The 21,554-nt window shown below is 62.1% G+C and carries 14 protein-coding genes; all 14 read left to right on the top strand.

Translation table 11 applies throughout. From position 1 onward, the window contains the following. Nucleotides 1-2: 2 nt before the first annotated feature. Nucleotides 3-3,389, top strand: coding sequence for a metallophosphoesterase family protein (locus WC509_00230; protein ID MFA5005884.1), 3,387 nt, complete (start codon nucleotides 3-5; stop codon nucleotides 3,387-3,389). Between the two features lie 26 nt (nucleotides 3,390-3,415). Then, nucleotides 3,416-5,911, top strand: coding sequence for a discoidin domain-containing protein (locus tag WC509_00225; GenBank protein MFA5005883.1), 2,496 nt, complete (start codon nucleotides 3,416-3,418; stop codon nucleotides 5,909-5,911). An 11-nt stretch (nucleotides 5,912-5,922) separates the two neighbouring features. Continuing rightward, complete coding sequence (locus WC509_00220) at nucleotides 5,923-7,986, top strand: GLUG motif-containing protein (GenBank protein ID MFA5005882.1); 2,064 nt, start codon at nucleotides 5,923-5,925, stop codon at nucleotides 7,984-7,986. A 189-nt stretch (nucleotides 7,987-8,175) separates the two neighbouring features. Beyond that, entirely contained in the window at nucleotides 8,176-8,316 is a 141-nt protein-coding gene (locus WC509_00215; protein MFA5005881.1) for a hypothetical protein, read from the top strand. Nucleotides 8,317-8,327: 11 nt separating this feature from the next. After that, nucleotides 8,328-10,574, top strand: coding sequence for a hypothetical protein (locus WC509_00210; protein ID MFA5005880.1), 2,247 nt, complete (start codon nucleotides 8,328-8,330; stop codon nucleotides 10,572-10,574). 148 nt (nucleotides 10,575-10,722) lie between these two features. After that, nucleotides 10,723-11,934: a hypothetical protein gene (locus WC509_00205; protein ID MFA5005879.1), complete on the top strand. Its 1,212-nt coding sequence runs from the start codon at nucleotides 10,723-10,725 to the stop codon at nucleotides 11,932-11,934. A gap of 68 nt (nucleotides 11,935-12,002) precedes the next feature. Continuing rightward, nucleotides 12,003-13,013 carry a radical SAM protein gene (locus tag WC509_00200; GenBank protein MFA5005878.1) on the top strand — a complete coding sequence of 337 codons (1,011 nt, stop codon included), beginning with the start codon at nucleotides 12,003-12,005 and terminating at the stop codon, nucleotides 13,011-13,013. Next, a complete protein-coding gene (locus WC509_00195; GenBank protein MFA5005877.1) occupies nucleotides 13,006-13,866 on the top strand; it encodes a hypothetical protein in 861 nt (286 codons plus the stop codon). The genes WC509_00200 and WC509_00195 overlap by 8 nt, the downstream gene beginning before the upstream one ends. After that, nucleotides 13,863-14,132: a PqqD family protein gene (locus tag WC509_00190; GenBank protein MFA5005876.1), complete on the top strand. Its 270-nt coding sequence runs from the start codon at nucleotides 13,863-13,865 to the stop codon at nucleotides 14,130-14,132. Before WC509_00195 ends, WC509_00190 begins: the two co-directional genes overlap by 4 nt. Then, a complete protein-coding gene (locus tag WC509_00185; protein MFA5005875.1) occupies nucleotides 14,110-14,577 on the top strand; it encodes a S24/S26 family peptidase in 468 nt (155 codons plus the stop codon). The genes WC509_00190 and WC509_00185 overlap by 23 nt, the downstream gene beginning before the upstream one ends. Continuing rightward, complete coding sequence (locus tag WC509_00180) at nucleotides 14,565-15,755, top strand: nucleotidyltransferase family protein (GenBank protein ID MFA5005874.1); 1,191 nt, start codon at nucleotides 14,565-14,567, stop codon at nucleotides 15,753-15,755. The genes WC509_00185 and WC509_00180 overlap by 13 nt, the downstream gene beginning before the upstream one ends. A gap of 211 nt (nucleotides 15,756-15,966) precedes the next feature. Further along, on the top strand, nucleotides 15,967-16,104 hold the full coding sequence (locus WC509_00175; GenBank protein ID MFA5005873.1) for a hypothetical protein: 138 nt from the start codon (nucleotides 15,967-15,969) through the stop codon (nucleotides 16,102-16,104). Between the two features lie 12 nt (nucleotides 16,105-16,116). Further along, a complete protein-coding gene (locus WC509_00170; protein ID MFA5005872.1) occupies nucleotides 16,117-17,727 on the top strand; it encodes a lamin tail domain-containing protein in 1,611 nt (536 codons plus the stop codon). Nucleotides 17,728-17,836: 109 nt separating this feature from the next. Then, nucleotides 17,837-21,304, top strand: a complete 3,468-nt coding sequence (locus tag WC509_00165) for an endonuclease (GenBank protein MFA5005871.1) — start codon at nucleotides 17,837-17,839, stop codon at nucleotides 21,302-21,304. Nucleotides 21,305-21,554: the final 250 nt, after the last annotated feature.

The raw sequence follows: 21,554 nt of genomic DNA, 5'->3' as shown, positions 1-21,554 counted from the left end.
CGATGAAGAAGAAGACGTTTCTGATCACGATCCTGATCCTTTCGTCCCTCGCCTTCGCGGGTCTCTTCCGCCGTGACCTCCCGATCGTCTCCGCCTCGGGCGGGAACCAGTCGGCCGTCCCCGTGACGGTCGAGCTGACGTCCTATTTCGATCCTTCCAACATTCTTTCGACGACGATCGCGGGAATGGTCTACGGCGAGAAGATCTCCCTGCAGGGAGACCTCGCCGACGCGCCTTCCGGCGCCGTCGACTACACGTTCCTCTTCTGGGAACTGAACGGCACGATCCTCTCCGTCCCGCTCGACCACGAGTTCATCCTCACCGGCGAAAACGCCCTCACCGCCGTCTTCAGCCCCTCCGATCGCCACGTGGTCGCCTTCGTCGACGCCAACGGGAAGATCCTCAAGGTCGAATACGTCCAGGACGGTGCGACCGCGACGCCGCCGGCGTCGCTTCCCGACCGCCCCGGCATGGCCGTGACCGGATGGAGCGAAGCCTACGACCATGTGACATCCGACGTCGTCACCCACGTCGCCTACGAGACCGTCGAGGCCGGCACCTACGCCGTCTCGGTCGCGGGCGGTTCGGGCGACGGCACCTACGCCTACAACGCGGTCGCGACCGCCGTCGCCGACGAAGCCCCGTCCGGCAAGGTCTTCCACCACTGGGAGAGGGACGGCAAGGTCTTCGGCTACGGCACGCCGTTCTCCTTCACGGTGTTTTCATCGACCGCGCTCGTCGCGGTCTACGCCGACGCCGCGCCGGCATCGGCCCCGCGGGTCGTCCATCAGGGCGACCTCGGCCTCCGGCACGACGAATTCCGGAAGACGGGCCTCGCGCGCTACGTCCTGCCGGAAGGCTATGCCTTCGTCGAGTGCGGCTTCCTCACCCATGCGGACCGGATCGCCGAATTGACCATCGACACCGAAGGCGCCGTCCGGAGGGTCTCGCAGAAGCGCTATGCGCCGACCGGCGAGTTCCTCATGAGCTTCGCGGCGGGTTCCGCTTCGACCGTCCGCGCCTACCTGATCGCGCAGGACGGGGAGGGAACCCTCGTCACCGTCTACGACGAAGCCGCCTACGAGATCGTAAACGGCGGCTTCGAGGAAGGCGACCTCTCCGGCTGGACGACCTACGGGATCTGGAAGGACGAAAGCGCGCTCACGGCGTTTCGGAACGAACGTGTCGTTTCGACCGCGTATTACGGCTCCGCCGGCACGAACCCCTACAACAAGGACGGGAACTACCTCTTCGGCGTCTACGCCGATCCCTACGACAACGCGAACAAGGACCTGAACCAGGAACGGATGGGGATGATGCGGTCGAGCGACTTCGTCCTCGCCGGCTCCGGCTGGATCGGCTTTCGGCTCGGCGGCGGGAAGAACGACTCCGCCGCGTACCTCTCCGTCCACGACGCCGAGACCGACGTCGAGGTCGCACGCTTCGCGAACCGCCACTTCGGGCTCACCGCGAAGAGCGGCACCGCGAACGCCGAGGCGTACTTGTTCCAATACTACGCCGACCTCTCGGCCTATCTCGGACATACCCTCTACGTCCTCCTCGTCGACGCCGCCTCGCATGAATGGAACGTGCTCTCCTGCGACGCCGTCGACACCTACCTGCCCGTCGCCCCCGTCGTGACCGCGGATACGACCGCGACGAACGTCCTGCCCGTCATCGCCGGCGCAGGTACGGCGACGAACGCGATCGCAAACGGCGCGCTCACCGCGAACCTCGACGGCTGGGGGAATCCGGACGGGGTCTTCACGATCGCAAACGGCGGCGCGATCAGTTCCGTCGGCGGGAATTCCGCCGTCGGCGCGCTCCGCTCGCCGGCCTTCACGATCGGCGTGAACCGTTACCTCCGCTACCAGTTCGCCGGCGCCGTCCAGCGCGACAAGCAGGTCTTCGTGCTCGTGAAGGAGGTCGGGACGAACCTCGAGGTCCTGCGGCTCGTCCGCCGCGAGGATCTCGCCGCGGCATCCGATTCGGGCGACTTCAAGGACCACTGGTACGACCTCGGCGGCCTCGACCCGGCGAAGGAGTACTACCTCGAGGTCGTCGACAACCGCGACGGCGACTGGGGCGTGGCGCTGATCCGGAACGTCTCCCTCTCCGCCTCCCCCGACCTCGACTACCGCGTCGCCGTGAACGCCGGCTACGGCCTGGCGAAGGTCGATCCCGACGACGGCCAGCGGCGCACGCCCGCGGCCGCGATCGAGAGCGAACCCGACAACGGCACCTGGTATCTGGACGCCACCCCGGCGGAGGACGCCGGGACCGGCCTCAACCTCTCCTTCCAGGCGGACGCGTCGACCGCCGCGGTGACCTACACGCTTTCGTCCGACCCGTATTTCCGGAACGCGACGACCGCGATCCTCGCGGGCACGGCGTATTCGACCGCCCGAGCCACCGTCGGCGGGATCGATTTCGGCTTCTCCGACCGCTACCTCTACGAGGCGACCCTGACCGGCCTGTCGCCGAACACGACCTACCTGGTCCGGACCGTGAACGGCGGGAAGGCTTCGCCGGTCGCCGCCTTCACGACCGGCGATACCGACGGCACGTTGACGTTCCTCTACATGACCGACACCCAGGCGGACACCTGGCAGGAGACCCTGATCACGAAGGACCTCTTCGACGAGGCGGTCTCGCGCTACGGCCCGATGGCCTTCGCGATGGTCACCGGCGACGTCGTCGAGGTCGGGATGGCGCCGCTCTTCTGGGACCGCTTCTTCGCGACCGGCCTGGCGACGACGCCGCTGCTCACCGTCCCCGGCAACCACGACTACCAGGACCAGGACCGCGCGACGACGTCTCCGTCCTACTACGCCTCCCTCTTCAACAATCCCAAGAACGGCGTCGAAAGCCGGCTCGATTCCTCGTACTACGTCGTCTACGGGAACGTCCTCTTCATCATGCTCGACACCGTCGAACGGACCGACGTCGCCCTTCAGCAGGCGTGGTTCTACGACGTCGTCGCGGCGCACGCGCACGATTTCCTGATCGTCGGGACGCACTACTCGATGTACGGGCCGACGCATCCGGACGAGGCCGCGGCGCTCCGGGATGACTGGCTCGCCGTCTTCGACGCGGCGTCGGTCGACCTCGTCCTCTCCGGCCACGACCACGTCTACGCCCGGACCGCGGCGATGGCGGGCGGGGAGGCGACCGGCGATCCGCTCTCCGGCACCGTCTATCTCGCCGGCGGCTCGGGCGGCCACAAGGTATACGACAACACCGCGAGTCCCGCCGCCTTCCAGCTCGTCCCGACGGTCCCGACCGCAAGCGTCGTCACCGTCACTCCGACCCAGATCAGCGTCACGACGATCGACCGGACGGGCGCCGTCCTGGACGCGTTTTCGATCCCCGTCAAATCCGGCGAATGAGCCGTTGCCCGAAAAGGAGCCCATCCATGCCCAAGAAAATCGTATTGTTCCTCCTCCTGACGACGCTCGGCGCCGCCCTCGCGGCGACGTTTCTCAGGCTGTCGGCCGACGCGGTCGAGCCCAGGGCCTACGGCGTCGACCTCGCCTGCGGGCGGCGCGTCGTCTCGACCCCGAACACCGATACGAACTACAACGTCCGCGCCGTCGACGCCGACCCCGCGACCCGCTACGCGAGCGAGGCGCGCGACGACGCCTGGTTCTACGTCGACCTCGGCTCGCTCGAGAAGGTCGGGAAGGTGACGATCGACTGGGAGGCCGCGTACGCTTCGAAGTACGAGATCCAGATGTCGCAGGACGCCGTCACGTGGCAGACCGTCGCCACGGTCGAAAACACCCAGAGAACCGTCGACGAGATCACGTTCGACGCCTGGATCGAATGCCGCTTCGTCCGCTTCCAGGGCGTCAGCCGCGCCACCGGCTACGGCTATTCGTTCTATTCCTTCGAGGTCTACGGTCCGCAGGACCTCGCCGTCGGCGCGACCGCGAATGTCTCGTCGTTTGAGGCCGAGGCCGTCCACCGCGCCTCCCACATGACCGACAACGTCGCGTCGACCCGCTGGGCCTCGGCGGCCGCCGACGGCCAGCATGCGATCTTCGACCTCGGTTCGACGAAGACCTTCGACCTCGTCAAGATCCGCTGGGAGGTCTCGTTCGCCCGCATCTTCGACGTCTACGCCTGCGACGGACCGGATGTCGCCCCCGGCCGCGCCGACGCGTGCTGGACGAAGGTCACGGGTTCCGACGTCGGCCTCGGCGAGGTCGACTTCCTGCCTCTGTCGAACGATGTCTCGGCCCGCTACCTCAAGCTCGAGCTCGTCCAGCGCGAGACCAGCCAGGTCACCAAGGACACCGGCCGCTTCCCCTACGATTCGACCTTCTCGATCTACTCGTTCGAACTCTTCGACTGGTCATCCATCCCCTCCGTCCCCCTCGGGAACCCGATGGAGTTCTCGAAGGACGCCCCGGCCTGGACGGCGATGTCCTCGATCACCCTGAATCCCTCCGGGCTGATCCTCGCCCCGATCGGGCGGATCCGCGACGCGGACGGGGTCGTCACCGACCTCGCCTCGATCGCGGACGGCGACATCCCCGGCTTCGAGTCGTTCGGAACCTACAACCCGGCCGTCGTCTACGACGAGGAGAACGGCATCTTCCACATGATCTACCGCGCCGAACTCCCCGACAACTTCAACCACTACTTCGGCGACAAATACCCGCTCGGCCACATGTCCACCCTCGCCTACGCCTATTCCTACGACGGGATCGACTTCACGCGCGGGGAGGACAACCCGATCGCCTGGCCGACCACGAACGACGAGGCCGGCGGCGGCCTCGAGGATCCGCGCATGTTCAAGATCGAACGCGATCCGAACCGCGGCGGCAGGACCACCTACTACATCACCTACACGATGTACGACAATTCCGTCACCCGCGAGGGAATCATCTACACCTACGACTTTTCGACCTTCTACAAGGTCGGACGGATCGCCCCCGACTACGGCGGGGCGATCAAGAGCGGCACCTTCGTGACCGATCCGGAAGGGAACGCGGTCATGATCACCGACCCGCGTCCGGGTCATGCCGGAAAGGTGTACATGATCTACATGAAGGACGGCGGCTACACCAAGATCGGCTTCACCTCCGACGTCCTTCGGATCGAAGCCGCCGACATCGTCGACGTCGCCGTCGCCGGCTTCGGCGGTAACGACGTCGAGGACTTCACGAACGGCAACGAGTCCTGCATGGCGCTCACGAACCTCTACGGGGAAGACGATACGGACATCTACCTGATGTACGGCGGCGGCCGGCTTTCCGACGGGAACCTCCAGAACGAGCAGGAAAACGTCTCCGGCTGGTTCTACGCCCTCGGCGTCCTCAAGACGACGAAGTCGAACCCGTTCGAGCTCACGAACCTCAGGCTCGACCTGAACGAACCGGCGATGCATCCGACCGACACCAACAAGATCGACTACGGCCTCTTCCGCAAGTGCATGTTCGCCGACTCGATGATCCGCCACGACAACACCTGGTACCTCTATTACGGCGCGGGCGACATGTACGTCGCGGTCGCGACCGCGCGCGCCGACTTCGCGGCCGGCGCGGCCGGTTTCCGTCTCGACGGCAGCGTCCTCACCGCCTCGACGCTCGCGCTGAACAAGGCTTACGGCGCCGACAAGTCGGACCGATCGGTCGAGTTCGTCCTCGAGGTTCATGCGCTCGACGGGACCCTCCTCGATGCGGTCGTCTCGCCCTACGCCGTCCCGCACTTCTCGCGGACCGCGCTCGGGAAGTATTCGACCGGGATCCCGGTCGACGTCGCCGTCGACCTGTCCCTGATCGAATCCCTGCCCGCGCAGTACTACGTCGTCGCCTTCGTCCGCGATGCGGACACGCACGAGAACCTGAACCATCCGTCGGTCTATACGGTCGTGGACGGCACCGCCGTCTCGACCCCGAAGTGAGGAACAACGAGATGAAGCGCCTGTCGACGATCCTCCTGTCCCTCCTCCTTCTCCTCGGTCTCTCCGGCTGCCGGAAGGCCCTCGACGTCCCCGCCGGCCTGCATCTCTCCGAACGCACCGTCTCCTGGGATGCGGTCGACGGCGCGACCGGCTATGTCCTCAAGGTGGACGACGTCGAATATGACGTCGAAGACACTTCGACGACCCTCCCCGAAGACCTCTTCGGTCCCGTCGCCCTCGCCGTCAAGGCGAAGGACGACCAATCCGAGACGGAATGGTCGGACACCGTGAACGCGATCGCGGTGATCCGCCTCGCTGCGCCCGCCGACCTCGCCCAGGATGGCGGATCCGTCCGCTGGGACGCCGTCCCGCACGCCACCGGCTACGTCGTCCTGATCGACGGCGTCGAATACCCGACCCTCGAGACCGCCTATGAGATCCCGGCCGGGACCGCCGCCGACGTGCAGGTCCTCGCCGTCGGCCGCTCCGACGGCTGGATCGTCTCGAGTCCCTATTCCGAAATTCTCCGGATCCGCACGACGCTTCCCGTCCCCGGCAACATCCGCCTTTCCGGCGGCGCGATCGTCTGGGACGAAGTGGAGGACGCGGTTTCCTACGTGATCATGGTCGGCGACGACGAATACGCCGCGACGACCGCATCGATCGACCTGCGCTACGGCTACGCCGGCAGCCACACCGTCCGCGTGATGGCCGTCGCGGACGGCGAGGCCTTCGCCGATTCCGGCTTCGGTTCCGCCATCCTGATCTTCCCGACCCTCACCCTCGCGACGCCCGGAAACGCCGCGTATTCCGCGGGAACCCTTACCTTCGATCCGGTCGAAGGGGCCGACGGCTACGACATCCTCGTGAACGGCCAGCCCTATGCGAGCGTGTCGGAGACTTCCTGGACGGTCCCCGCGAGCCTCGTCGCGAGTTCCGGCGCCTATCTCGAAGTCGTCGCGACGTCGCTCGTCCACCTGCCTTCGCCCGCCAGCCTGCGCGTCTATCTTTCGTCGACCGTCGTCTGGACCGAAATGCAGCTGCGCGCCGTCCATGGCGGCGCCGTCACCCTCGCGGCCGACATCATCCTGTCGCAGCCGTGGGAACCGCTCGACTTCACGGGCGTGTTCGACGGCGGCGGACACACGGTCTCGGGAATCGAGATCGATGCGGACGGCGCCCGTCTCGGCTTCTTCGGGATCCTCGATGGCGCCGTCGTCAGGGACCTCACGCTCTCCGGAACGATCGTGGTCGACAGCGGGACCATGGACGTTTCCGCCGGCGGCCTCGCCGGCTCCGCGATCCGTTCCGACATCGAGAACGTCCGCGTCCTCTTCGCCATCGACGTGACCTCCCGCAACGGGACCGGCGCCGCCGGCGGCGTCTTCGGGACCGTCCGCGACTGCCAGGTCGACGGCGTGGTCTTCCAGGGCACGGTTTCCACCGCCTGGATGACGACCGGCGGCTTCGCCGGACGCTTCGAGGCGTCCGACGCGGATGCTTCCGTCACCCGCTCGACCGTGCTCGGAAGCATCGCGGGCGCCGGCGGCGAAGCGACCCCGACCGGCGGCTTCGCGGGGATGATCATGGACAATCGACTGGAGATCCGCGAATGTTCCGTGTGGGGAAGCATCTCCGGATTCGGATACGTCGGCGGCTTCGTCGGGTATCTGGGCTACGGGGCGATCTACGATTCCTACGTCGACGGAACGGTGGAAGCCGGACCGATGGAACGCGCGAGCCTCGTCGTCGCGGGCGGCTTCGCCGGCCGCGTCGAGGGCTACAACGTCAGGGTCGTCCGCTGTCTTTCGATCGCGACCGTCACCTGGAACAACGCGTCCCCCGAGGTCCGCGTCGGCGGCTTCGCCGGCACGACCCCGGGCGGGACGTACGCGAACCTGTTCGAACGCTGCGGCTATTCCGACGCCGCGCTCGACCGCATCGGGAATCCGACGGTCGGCAGGGGCGACGGCATCGCCCCGCTGGATGCGGCGCTTCTGGCCGCGATCGCGGCCGCCGCGCCGGACGTCTGGGATTTCGACGGGGCGCTGATCCGCCTCGCCTGGGAAGAATAGGGTTTGAGGAACAAGAGATAGAAGGAGGAATCGGCTATTGGCAGAATCGACCGCATCCGGCACCATCGCATCGACTTCCGTCGCTTCACCATCGCTTTCTCCGGTTCGATCGGCCGGAGAAGACACCTGGCGGTCCGCCGCAAAGAACATATCCGTCAATCATCGATGTCTTGAAAGAGGAGTGGAAGGATGAAAGAAAACCTTTCCGAAAAGGAAAAGCAGATTTACGAGACCCCCGCGATCGAGGTCGTCGTCTTCACGCTCGAGGAAAGCATCGCCACGAGCGGCGATTTCGGCTCGGCCACGCTGTGCGGGGAAGAGATCTACTGAGGAGGCCGGCGATGAAGAAACTGTTGCTTTGCGTCTTCACCCTCGTCCTCACCCTCACCGGCTTCGCCGCGCTTCAGGTCGACGCCTCGCGGATCCGCGAGGAAGCCGTCTTCGGCGGCACGCAGCAGACCGCGGAAGCGGTCACGGCCACGGTCACGTCGTACTTCGACGGCGACAACGATCCGTCGCAGAACGTGACCAGCACCTACGGAACCACGCTTTCGGTCACGAACAAGATCGCCGACTACACCGGCTACACGTTCTACTGCTGGATCGTGAACGGCGAGGTCCGCACCGACCTGCCGATCGACCACGCCTTCACGATGACGTCGAACCTCGACCTGAAGGCGATCTTCTACCCGAACGGCACGAATTCGACGACCCTCCAGTATCCGGTCGTCTTCATGGATTCCAACGGCGAGATGCTCAAGATCCAGTACGTCCTGCCGGACGGCGCCGCGACGGCGCCCGAATCGCTTCCCACGAAGCTCGGCTACAGCGTCTCCGAGACCCCGTGGAGCGTCGCCTTCGCGACGGTCACGGCCCCGACCGTCACCGTCCTGCAGTACGCCAAGACCGGCGATCCCTACTACACCGTCACCGTCGAAAACGGCACCGGCGGCGGATCGACCGCCTACAACGCGGTCGCCACCGTCACCGCGAACGCCGCCCCCGACGGGCAGACCTTCCACCACTGGGAGATGCAGGACCAGACCGTGAGCTACTCCTCGACCTGGTCGTTCACGGTCGTCGAGGACGTCACGGTCACCGCGTACTATGCGACCTCGGCGCCCGCCGACCAGCCGCGCGTGTTCCTCACCAACGACCTCGCCCTGCGCTCCGGCTACAAGACCTTCATCGGCCAGTTCACCCTGCCTTCGGGCTACACGCTGGTCGAGTGGGGCGTCGTCACGACCGCGGCGGCGAACGCGATGACGGACATCGGCACCGCCTCCGTCATCCGCAACAAGTCCACCAAGTATACGTCTTCGACGAAGGAGTTCGTCATCTCCGTCGCCAATGCGAACGCCGGTTCCTACCGCGGCTACCTCGTCTGCAAGAACGCCTCGCAAGAACTCGTGACGGTCTACAGCGAGAACGCCTACAACGTCGTGAACGGCGGCTTCGAGACCGGCACGATCGTCGGCTGGAACCGCTACTCGCTCTGGAAGGACGAAAGCGGCATGCAGGCGTTCGCCGACGCCGTGATCACGAACTCCACGCAATACACGGCATATGAAGGCGATACGCCGAATACGTCGTATTACGACGGCGACGGCTCGTATGTCGCCGGCATCGGATCCGGAAACAAGGATACGATGAACCAGTACACCGAACGCATGGGCTATCTGCGGTCGTCCGACTTCGTCCTCGGCGGATCCGGCTGGATCAGCTTCAAGATGGGTGGCGGCCAGTCCAACGCGTTCGCCTACGTATCCGTCCGCAAGACGTCCGACAACACCGAGATCGCCCGCTTCGGCAATCCGAACTTCAACAACACGACGATCGCCTCGACCCAATACGGTTCGTCGATCACCTATGCCAAGGCGTTCCTGTACCAGTACTACTTCGATCTCGGATCCGTCGGAACGACCGGCGAAACCTATTACGTCATCCTCGCCGATACCGCCGGATACAACTGGTCGATCGTCGCCTTCGACAGCCTCGTGACCTATCACGCGGTCGCACCGACTCCGGGATCGGACCAGACGGCGACGAACATCCTGCCGAACATCCCCGCCATCGGCGCCTCGACGTACACGGTCAGCAACGCGCTGACGGCCACTGTCAGCAACTGGGAAGACCCGGCTGGCATCTTCCAGTGGTCTGAACGCGCGCGTACCAACGTGTCCTGCGGCGACTCCTGCCTCGGCGTCGTGCGTTCATCGCGCTTCACCTACGACGACACCTACGACTACCTGAAGTGGAGCTGGGAAGGCAATATCTCGCAGGACAAGCAGCTCTTCGTCTCGATCAAGGAACTCGGCACGAACATCGAGGTCCTACGCCTCGTCCGTCGCAACAACCTGAGCGGAAAGACCGGGGGAGGCGCCGACGCGCACTGGTACGACGTCACATCATACCTGACCGTCGGAAAGCAGTATTATGTCGAACTGTCCGACAATACGACGTCCGGATGGGGTCTGATCAGTGTCGACAACGTCCGTTTCAGCAACAACCACAGCGTCACGGCCGATGACGTCGCCGTCCGCGTCACCGGCATCCCGACCAGCTTCATCTACGTCAAGCCGTTCTGAGCCGATGCCTCGAAACGGTTGAACAAGGGAAAGCGGCCCCGCGCCTCGCGGGGCGGGGCCGCGCTCCTTCTTTTCCCATGAAAACGTTCCGGATTCCACGATCCGGTGTTATAATAATCCAAAGCGGCATTCCGAAAGGCCCAACCCCATGAAGAGACGTTTCCTCGTGCTGATCCTCACGCTTTCCGCCCTCGCGGGCTGCACCTCGATCACGACGCAGTCGACCTCGTCGACGGTTTCGACGTCGACGACTGTATCGACAGTCACGACGACCGCGACGACCACGACGGGGACGACGACCGCCGAAGCCACGACCGCGACCGTGACGACGGTCACGCTCGCACCACTCGATGCGCCTTCGGACCTGTACATGAACGCGCAGGAACTCCTTTCGTGGACGCCGGTGTCCGAGACAGCTACCTACGTCCTCGAGATCGACGGCGTCGAGATCGCCGTCGACGGCACCTCCTACGACATGTCCTCCTACCCCGACAGCGCCTACGGGATCCGCATCCGGGCGGTCGACGGAGTCCGCCGGTCGGACTATTCCGAGATGTTCGACTTCTTCATCCTGAACCATCCGACGGTTCCCTTCGACGTCCGCGTCGACGGACTCACCCTCCGGTGGAACCAGACGGAAAACGCGGTCGGCTACCGCGTGACCGTCAACGGCATCGACACGGACGTCCCGTATTCCTCCTTCGACCTGAATCCCCTCCAGGTCAACGCCGTCTATCTCATCACGGTGTCGTCCCTCTATGGGAACGGCATCGTCTCCGACCCGTCGCTTCCCGTCTACTACCATACGTACCTGAACGTTCTCGGCGAAGCCGAAGCTTCCTTCGACAAGAGCGCGCCCTTCGACGTCGTCCTCGACCTGTCGGAAGAGACGGGGACCGTCGAGGAAATCTGGTACGCAGGATGCCCGATGCCGGACTCCGACGAACGGCTCGACGGGAACGTGATCACGTTCCCCGCTTCTTTCCTCGACACGTTCGACTACGGAGAGTATGAGTATCTGGTCCTGACGACGGAGGGATCGTTCGCGTTTTCGCTTTCGGTCGTCGACGACCGCGCGCCCTACATGGTCTCCTCGGGCCAGATCGTCTTCTCGGGAGCGGACATCGTCCTCGAGTTCGAAGTCTACGACGGGTTCGTCGAAGGCGTTTCCGGCAACGACATCGTTGCGGCCGACTACCTGATCGACGGAACGCGCGTCGTCATCAGCGCCGCCTACGTCCAAAACAAGTTCGCGATGGAACCCGACCGGACGGCCCTCATCCTGGGAATCACCCTGAGGGCGAACGACGACGTCACGCTCGCCTTCGTCTTCATCCGCCTGCCGCAGCCGTCGGCGTAAGCAAAGCCGAAACGAGCGGGCGGACTGCCCGCTCTTTTGATAGAATAGGAATGGGAGGTGAGAGTCCGATGCCCGGATACGCCGATCTGAAACACACGATCCTGCAAAACGCCGCAAAGGAGAAGATCCCCGCCGCGGGGGAGTTCGAACTCACTCCGCGGTGCAACTTCGCCTGCCCGATGTGCTACGTCCGCGAATCCGTTCCGGTCCGCGAGAAGTCGACCGACTGGTGGAAGAAGACCTTCCGCGCCGCCGTCGACGGCGGTCTGCTCTACGCCCTCCTCACCGGCGGAGAACCGTTGTCCCGTCCGGATTTCTGCGAACTCTACGACTTCCTCTACGACCTCGGCGTCAAGATCACCGTCTACACGAACGCTTCGCTCGTCGACGGAAACGTTCTCCAGACCTTCCTGCATCGTCCTCCCGAGTTCGTCGGGATCACCCTCTACGGCCATGACGCCGCTTCCGTCCTTTCCGTCACCGGAAACAAGAACGGCTTCCGCGACGTCGAGACCGGGATCGAGGTCCTCGCCTCGATCGGGATCCCCGTCGCGCTCCGCACGATCCCGATCCGGCCGATCTACGAGGAACTCGATTCCCTGATCACTTACGTGAAGAACAAGGGGATGAAGCTCGGCTATCAGCTCTACGTCGGGCCGGGACGGCACGACGGTCTCGGCGACACGAGCCTAAGGCTCTCGCCCTGGGAGGTCGCCGACTTCGAGGCGCGGATCCTTGCGGCGTTTCCGGCGGGCGAGACGATCGAGACGGAAACCCGCCATTCCACCTGTCCGGCCCTGAAGAGCGGCTGTTTCGTGACGTGGGAGGGACGGATGCAGCCGTGCGCGACCGTGTCCGTTCCCGGAAAGAGCTTCGATCCCGAGAATTACGTGAAGACGTTCAAGGAACTCGCGGAACGCATGGAGAAGATTCCGTCCTGCGTCTCTTGCCTGGCCTGCGACCTCTATGCGGATTGCCTGCAGTGCCATGCGCGGCGCACGCTCGAGGGCTCGCCCTCGAAGTGCCCGGGCTATCTCCGCGAGCTCGCGATCGAGCGAAGGAGGCGCCGCGATGGGTGAATACCGCGTCGCCGGCATCCCGATTCGGCTCTCGTATCCGCCCTCCGGCTTCCTCGACGGCCGGATCGACGCCTACCGTCTTCCCGACGGTTCTCCAGTCGATTACGAGATCGAAGCGGAGATCGTCTCGAACATCATCCTCCCTTCGACCGGACCGTCGATCGTCTTCGGCCGGAACCGCCTGTACGAGACGGCCGAGGGAACGGAACTCTACGTCCTGTCCGAGGACGGGACCTACGTGAAGCAGGCGCAGCTCGTCGCGAGGGACTACCGCGCGTCGCGCATCCTGCTCGACGAACGCTACGGGGACCGGATGTCGGAGATCGTCTACCTGTCCACCGGACAGTGCTTCCTCGACGTCGCCCTGAAGGAGGGGCTCCTGCCGCTGCACGCGGCGGCGGTCGCATGCAAGGGCGAGGCGATCCTCTTCTCCGCCCCCTCGAGGACCGGCAAGTCGACGCACGCGAACCTCTGGAAGACGTACGCGGAGGACGTCGCGATCCTGAACGACGACAAGCCCCTGATCAGCCTCAGGGACGGGCGACTGGTCGTCCACGGCACGCCGTGGGCGGGAAAGAACGCCGAGCACGAGAACGCCTCGTATCCGCTGCGGGCGATCGTCTTCCTCGCCCAGGACGAGGTCGTCCGGACCGTCGAGATGAGTGAAGCGGAGAAGTTGCGCGAACTCTACCGGAACAGCTACCGGCCGCGCGACGGGAGGCTCGTGGAGAACGCCGCGACGACGATCGCGGCGATCCTGAAGGAAGCCGACCTGTTCGAACTGCGCGCCGACATGACGAAACACACGTTCGACATTGTGTATGAACGCATTTACGGAGGTGCATCCAAGTGAGGATCAAACCGGGTTATCTGCTCAGAGACGTCGCCGGCCAGCACGTCGTCGTCCCGACCGGCGCCGCCGCCGTCGACTTCAACGGCATCATCACCCTGAACAAGACGGGGCGGTTCCTGTGGGAGCGGCTCGAGAAGGGCGCGACGCGGGCGACGCTCGTCGCAGCGCTCCTCGAAACGTACGCGGTCGACGCGGAGCGCGCGACGGCGGACGTCGACGGATTCCTCGCGAAGCTGCGGGAACATGAACTCCTGCTCGATGAATAGGGTCGTCGTCTCGATGAAGGACCTGATGCCCCTCGTCGAGGAACGGCTCGCCGCCGGACAGGAAGCCGCGATCACCGTGAAGGGCACAAGCATGCGCCCGTTTTTCATTGACGGGAAGACGACCGTGACGCTTTCGTCGCCATCGTTTCCGATCCGAAAGTACGCCGTGATTCTGTACGAGACCGGTTCGGGGGCGATCGTCCTGCATCGCGTCGTCGGCAGGAAAGGGAAATACTACCGGACCGAGGGCGACGGCCTCCGATCCTGCGAACTCGTCGCGGAACGTTCGGTGAAGGCCGTCGTCACGGCGCACGAGACCGACGGGAAGAAGACAGAAGCCGACGATCCGAAGTATCTCCGCCGGGTCCGGCTCTGGCGTTTCCTGAGACCGATCCGGTACCTGCTTCTCGGGATCGCGCGGAGGTTGAAGCGATGGAACGGCTGATCGAGGAACTCGCGTCCCTCACGCGGACCGCGCTTCAAGGCGAAGCGCAGCCGACGATCGCTTCCGATCCCATCGCGTTCTTCAAGCTCGCGCGCGAGAACGGCCTGTCGGGGATGGTCTATCCCGCGCTGAAGGAAAGCGATCTTCCCATTCAGATCAGGGAACGCTTCAAGGGAGACTGGCTCCGGTATCAGGCCAGGGACGTCGCCCAAAGGGCGGCGGTGGAGGAACTCGACCGCGCCTGCGACGAAGTCGGACTCGACCACCTCTATCTCAAGGGCGTCGTCGTGAAGGAATGCTACCCCGAGCCGTACATGCGGGCGATGGGGGACATCGACGTCTTGTTCCGAAGAGAAGACATGGAGAAGGCGAGAGCCCTCTTCGTCGAAAAAATCGGGTTTCAGCACCACATGGACATGGAGGCTCACGACATCTTCATGAGGGATCGCGACCTGATCGTCGAGGCGCACCGATCGATCGACGTCGAATCTGACGAGGAACGATGGCACGTCTTCTCCGATCCGTGGGCTCATGCGAAGCGTGAACGGGGATCGCGGTTCGCCTTCGAACCGGAGTATTTCCTCCTTCATCTCCTGAGACATCTGGCCAAGCATCTCCTTTCGTCGGGCATCGGCCTCCGATCAATCCTGGACATCGGTCTATACGTCGGGAAAATGCAGGCACACATCGATCAGGAAAGTCTCAAGACGCTCCTCGAACATTCGAGACTTGATCGGTTCTGCGCGAACGTCATGTCGTTGAACCGGATCCTCTTCGGGATCGATCCGGTCCCGTCGCTGGACGAAGAAGCGGTGAGCGATCCGGCATTCATCGACGAGATCGTCGCCTACATCGCGACGTCCGGAGTCCATGGGACGGCCGCCGGCTTCAACCAGCAGGCGGTCGGGATGACACGGGAGACGATGAAGCGGGGATCCACAGGAAAAGGACGCGTCTCCTACCTAATCCGCGTCGCCTTTCCGCCCCGAAAGGCACTCCGGGACCAGTATGCCTACCTCAGGACCAGGGGATGGCTCCTGCCGATCGCCTGGATCCAACGGTGGTGGACGAAGCTGTTCCGCCAGACAGGTCGGACGATGCGTCAGGTCAGGAACCTGCGGGTCGATGACGCCGCGATCGACGATCGGGCGGACCTGTTCAGAAGACTTGGATTATGAGAAGGAAGGATGCTTTCTTTCACGCGAAAGCATCCTTCCTTTTTGTTCGATTCAATATTGAGGAAACGGTCGCGGGATTGTGAGCGACATCGATGATTTTCATGTCGATTTTCGGAAAATTTACGAAAAATGGTAGCGACATTCATCATTGGATATGGTAAAATCAACATAAATGTATATACAGAATAAACAGATATTGGAGGGAAACAGCATGGTGAACAAAGAACCTGAAATTCGCAAGCCGTACGAGCAGCCGACGATCGAGATCGTCACCTTCGAACTTGACGAAAGCATCGCCACCAGCGGGGACTTCGGTTCCGCCACGCTGTGCGGCGAAGAGATCTACTGAGGAGGGATGACGATGAAAAAGTTAGCTATTATCATCTCTACATTCCTGTTAGCCGCGGTCTACATCGGGCAGTTCGGTGTTCGTGTCGAAGCTGCGAGTCCGATCGGTAACACCTATGTCGTTGATGTGACCTCTCATTTTGGAGCTGGGAATACCGTCGATATGGATACATCCGCGCTGGCGTATGGTTCGAAGATTTCGATCGACCCAACAAGCGGATCCTATCCCGATTACAGTTTCGCGTTTTGGATCGTGAACGGCGTCGTCCGCAAGGATCTCGCGGTGAATTATCAATTCACGGTGACGGATTCCATGACCTTGCATGCGATCTTCAAACCGACCGGATCCTACGCCGTCGTCTTCATGGATTCGAATGGGAAACTCATCGGCGAGGTGCAGTATGTCGAGAGCGGTGCGGATGCCACGCCGCCGTCGACCGACACCTATACCAAAATCGGATATACGTTTGCCGATACGAAGTGGTCTGGAACGTACACTAGCGTGACCGAAGACAAGGCAATCATTTTACAATATGTGCTTTCGAATGCCAATACGTTCTCTGTGACATTCAGCAATGTAGCGAATGTCGCTAGAAACAAAGATTTGTACGCATTCAACGAAGTCGCACAACTGACCGCGGATGAAACCGATGGAACGAATCCGTTCAGCCATTGGGCGATCGGCACCCATATCATCTCGTATGACCGTGTATTCTATACGACGATGTTGGACAACATCTATCCGACTGCGGTCTACTTAGCAACCCCACTCACCCCAGCTGCGGTCATCTCGATCTCCGATGCGTTGTCGCTGCGCGACGGGTATGTCAGTTTCAAAGGACAGTTCGACCTGCCTTCTGGGTATTCGTTGATCGAATACGGAATACTGACTTCGTCAGACTACCAGTCCTCGATCAATATTGATACCGCCAGCAACAAGTATAGAAGCGAAAAGTACAATGGCCAGACTGGCGAGTTCATGATGTCTTTCCAGACCGCGAATGTCAAGACAGCCCGCGGGTATCTCATCTACAATGATGGCGATAGCATTGAGATTGCATATAGTGATATCTCACTGGCCAATGGAGAAACCGTCATCATTGCCGAAGTATATGGCGGCGGGGGCAACACTGGAGCAATATATAAGAATGACTTTATTATGTTGTACAATACTACAGCAAAACCAATTTCGCTAGCGGGCTATTCGGTTCAATATGCCAGCGCAACTGGTACATCTTGGACGAACAAGACAAACTTGACAGGCACAATTAAACCATACTGCTATTTCCTTATCCAAGAAGCTGCAGGGACTGGAGGAACGACTGATCTACCTACGCCCGAGGTCGTCGGTACAATCGCGATGGGAGGTTCCTCCGGTAAAGTTGCTCTGGTATCGAATACGACTGTGCTAACAGGTGCAAATCCATCATCTGCGGCAGGTGTGGTTGATTTTGTTGGATATGGTACAACGGCGAATGGATATGAAGGGACAGGACCGACTCCCGCCCCAAGCAATACCAGCTCGGTTGCACGAAAGAACTACTTTTTTGATACAGATCAAAATGCTACAGACTTTCTAGCCGGTACACCAACGCCGAGAAACTCGACTTACGTCCCTTGGTAACAGCCTTTATCCAATTCATTAAGCGCCATGTCAACACATGGCGCTTTTTATACCACCAATTCATATTGTTTGGTACAATATATAGTATAGCAATATTACGAGGTGCTTGATGAGCCGGACGAAGAAGATGATTTTGATCCTGATCGCCTTATTCCTGGGGATGTACGTCCTTGGACAATCTTCGGTCCATGCCGAATCACCGGTCTCCGTGACCGTCGTTTCGTATTTTGACGAAGACAATACGATCACAAGCACGGTGACGGGTCAGGCATACGGTTCCTCGGTCTCGTTCTCCGGCAACCTCACGAGCCAATCGGGTTATACCTTCGCCTTTTGGATCTACAACGGCGCCATCCGCACCGACCTGCCGCTCGGACATGCGTTCGTCGTCACCTCGACGACGACGCTCGTCGGCGTCTTCCGCCCCGACGACAAGGTGGCCGCGGTGTTCGTCGATACCAACGGAAAGGTCATCGAAATTCAGTATGTCCTTCCTGGGGGAAACGCGACACTTCCCGATCCAGGTGTCTTGCCGTCGAAGCCGGGATATGTCGTCGCTTCGACGCCATGGGACAAGCCACTCACGAACATCGTCGCCAACACCGTCTTCACGCTCCAGTACGTCGCAAGCGGGTCGACTTCGTACGCGCTTGAAGTGACGAACGGTGCGGGTGACGGAACCTATGCGTACAACACTTACGCGACCGTCGTCGCGGACGCTCCGGCGTCGGGACTCTATTTCGACCACTGGGCGATCGGCGGCGAAGTCGTGTCCCTCGATTCGACGTTCACCTTCACCATCCTCGAGAACACCACAATCGAAGCGGTTTATACGGCAACCCAAAGGATCGACCATCCGATGGTCGCCATGATCGGAACGACGACCCTCCGATCCGGTTACAATACGTTCCTCGGCCACTTTGAGCTTCCTGCCGGGTACACCCTCATCGAGCACGGATTCCTAGTATCCGCATCGGCCGATCAGGTTCTTGACCTGTCATCGAGCGGAGTGACCCGAATTCAGGGGACGAAGTACAACCCGATCACCAACGAATTCGTCATCTCCGTTGCGACGGCTTCCTCCGCGTCGGTCAGGGCGTACGTCGTCGTCAAGGACGCCGCCGGCGCCCTGATGACGGTCTACGACGAAATGCCTGCGGTCGACGGTGGCGTCTTGGCAACCGACCTGTTCTTCTCGTATTACATCGAAGGGTCCAGCAACAACAAGGCGATCGCCATCTACAACGGCACCGGAACGACAGTTGATCTATCGGCGTATTCGGTGAAGATGTATTTTAATGGTTCAACTTCAGCGGGGACCTCCATTTCATTGAGTGGAAGCCTCCCGAATGGTGCGGTATATGTCGTATCTGATGATTCGGCGAATGCGACGATCTTGGGCATGACTGACTACGCGTCAGCCGCATCCTTTTACAATGGCGACGATGCGATAGAACTCGTCAAGGGGAGTGCAGTCGTCGACTCGATCGGTCAGGTTGGCGTCGATCCCGGAACCGAGTGGGGATCCGGTTCGACCTCGACCGCAGACAACACGCTGATCAGAAAGTCGACGGTGACCGGCGGACGAACCGCATCGACCAGTGCCTTCGATCCCTCCGTCGAATGGGACGGTAATGACATCGACTACTCGACCGGACTCGATACCCACACCATGACCGGGGCGGGATCGTCTCCGATCGTTAGATCTATCGAGGCTCATTTCAATTCCTACAGTTACGTCCAAGGATCCTCGCTCAGCGTCGGCGGCGCCTACCTGAGAGCCTACTACTCCGACGGCACGGCGACGACGGTCTCGATCACCGAAGGCATGGTCACGGGCTTCTCGACGTCCGTCGCCGGATCGGCGACCATGACAGTCACCTATTCAGGGAAAACCGACAGTTACCCGTACACCGTCACCGCGATCCCGTCTTCCGGATCCGTCGAGGTCCACTACATCGACATCGGCACGACCGGAGGAGGCCCCGGTGAAGCGGCGCTGATCCAGTACGGCGACATCGACGTCCTGATCGACTCCGGCGAAAACGCCTCGGAGTCCGAAGGGGCGCTGCTCTCGTTCTTGCAGGCGAACGTGACCGATGGAGTCATCGAGTATGTGATCGCGACCCATCAGGACGCCGACCACATCGGCGGGATGGACGTCGTCTTCTCCAACTTCGATGTGGACTACGCGATCCTGTATTCGACGCCCGCATCGATCGCCACGACGCTTCGGAATACCTTCGAGGGTATCGTCACATCGGAGCCCGGGATCACCGTCTATCATGTGATGGACATCATCGGCTGGGCGACTCCCGAAATCGAGCTTGCGACCGGCGTCACCCTCGAGTTCATCGATACCACCTATCTGGAGACGGCGAACGCAAACTACTCGTCGATCGTCTTCGTGCTCGACGCCTTCGGCACGCGCGTCCTCTTCAACGGCGACGCCGAACAGAACCAGGAAGCCGTCTACGGGCCGATCGCGGGCGACGTGGACATCTTCAAGATGGGCCATCACGGCACCGCGAACGGCACGACCGCCGCGCTCCTGTCGGCGATCACCCCCGAGGTGGCGATCGTGACCAACGGCGACTTCCTCGGGAACGAATACTCGCATCCTACCTACGTCGCCCTTTCCAGGATCTACACCTATTCCGACAACCTGCCGGTCTACGCCGTCACCGGCGGGAACGGCACATCGGAGAGCCGGATGTCGGAACGGAACGGGACCATCACCGTGACGATCGATCCGGCGGGATACGACGTCACGAGCCAGTCCTACGGCGTCAATCCGCTGGAACTCTCGAACACGGCCTACTGGAACGACGCATCGAATGCGTACAACGACCTTGGATACTATTACGCGACCGCGACCGGCATCACCTCGGGAGCGGCGCTGAAGGCGGCCTTGAACGACATCGTCTCCGGGCATACATCGTATTCCTACACCGCCATCGTCGACATCCTCAAGGTGACCGACGCCGACCCGCTGAACGCTTCGAACGTCCTCCTGTTCTACACGGGAAGAAGCCAGGACAAGGAGACCTTCGTGGGGAGCACCGGGAATCAGGACTACTGGAACCGCGAGCACGTCTGGGCGCAGTCCCACGGCATCGACGAAGCGTTGCCCGGGTACACCGACCTCCACCATCTCCGGGCGACCGACGTGTCGGTGAACGGTGCCCGCGGCGACCTCGACTTCGGCGTCGTGGGGACGCACGACGCCTCGACGCTCGTCGCCGACACCTACGGCAGCGTTTCGACCTACAACTACATCGGCGGATCGTACTTCGAGCCGCGCGACGAGATCAAGGGCGACGTGGCCCGGATGCTCTTCTACATGGCGGTCCGATATGCGGGCGAGGGCGGAGAACCCGACCTCGAGCTCGTGAACGGCTTCACGACCAGCGATTCCTCGAACATCGGGGATCTGGCGACGCTCCTTTTGTGGAACGAGCAGGATCCCGTGGACGACGCCGAACGGGCGAGGAACGAGCTCGTCTTCGGATACCAGGGAAACCGCAATCCCTTCATCGACCATCCGGAGCTGGTCGACCTCATTTTCGGAGACTGACGGATGCTTGGATGCCCGCCATGAAGACATACCCGACCCATGGAAGGTTTCGTGTTTGAACGATGTGCGGAATCCCATCTTTTTCGAGGATGTCCATGAAAAGCGGTTCATCGTCGACCCGCCTTGCCTGGAAACGAGTCGGATCGAAGTCGCCGGCATTCCGGGTCGGACGATCAATCCAGGAAAACGGACTTCGGAAGCTTTTTCCGCAGAACACGGCGGCTGTCCGGAAAAGGACCGAGGTCCCCGA

Source organism: Candidatus Izemoplasmatales bacterium, assembly GCA_041649275.1.
Lineage (GTDB): Bacteria > Bacillota_I > Bacilli_A > Izemoplasmatales > Hujiaoplasmataceae > UBA12489.
The sequence above is the reverse complement of the archived record's forward strand: the minus strand, read 5'-3'. Positions and strand labels throughout refer to the sequence as shown.

Coding starts and splice junctions, on each gene's coding strand:
- WC509_00230 (MFA5005884.1), top strand. CDS start 3: ATGAAGAAGAAGACGTTTCTGATCACGATCCTGATCCTTTCGTCCCTC.
- WC509_00225 (MFA5005883.1), top strand. CDS start 3,416: ATGCCCAAGAAAATCGTATTGTTCCTCCTCCTGACGACGCTCGGCGCC.
- WC509_00220 (MFA5005882.1), top strand. CDS start 5,923: ATGAAGCGCCTGTCGACGATCCTCCTGTCCCTCCTCCTTCTCCTCGGT.
- WC509_00215 (MFA5005881.1), top strand. CDS start 8,176: ATGAAAGAAAACCTTTCCGAAAAGGAAAAGCAGATTTACGAGACCCCC.
- WC509_00210 (MFA5005880.1), top strand. CDS start 8,328: ATGAAGAAACTGTTGCTTTGCGTCTTCACCCTCGTCCTCACCCTCACC.
- WC509_00205 (MFA5005879.1), top strand. CDS start 10,723: ATGAAGAGACGTTTCCTCGTGCTGATCCTCACGCTTTCCGCCCTCGCG.
- WC509_00200 (MFA5005878.1), top strand. CDS start 12,003: ATGCCCGGATACGCCGATCTGAAACACACGATCCTGCAAAACGCCGCA.
- WC509_00195 (MFA5005877.1), top strand. CDS start 13,006: ATGGGTGAATACCGCGTCGCCGGCATCCCGATTCGGCTCTCGTATCCG.
- WC509_00185 (MFA5005875.1), top strand. CDS start 14,110: ATGAACTCCTGCTCGATGAATAGGGTCGTCGTCTCGATGAAGGACCTG.
- WC509_00180 (MFA5005874.1), top strand. CDS start 14,565: ATGGAACGGCTGATCGAGGAACTCGCGTCCCTCACGCGGACCGCGCTT.
- WC509_00175 (MFA5005873.1), top strand. CDS start 15,967: ATGGTGAACAAAGAACCTGAAATTCGCAAGCCGTACGAGCAGCCGACG.
- WC509_00170 (MFA5005872.1), top strand. CDS start 16,117: ATGAAAAAGTTAGCTATTATCATCTCTACATTCCTGTTAGCCGCGGTC.
- WC509_00165 (MFA5005871.1), top strand. CDS start 17,837: ATGAGCCGGACGAAGAAGATGATTTTGATCCTGATCGCCTTATTCCTG.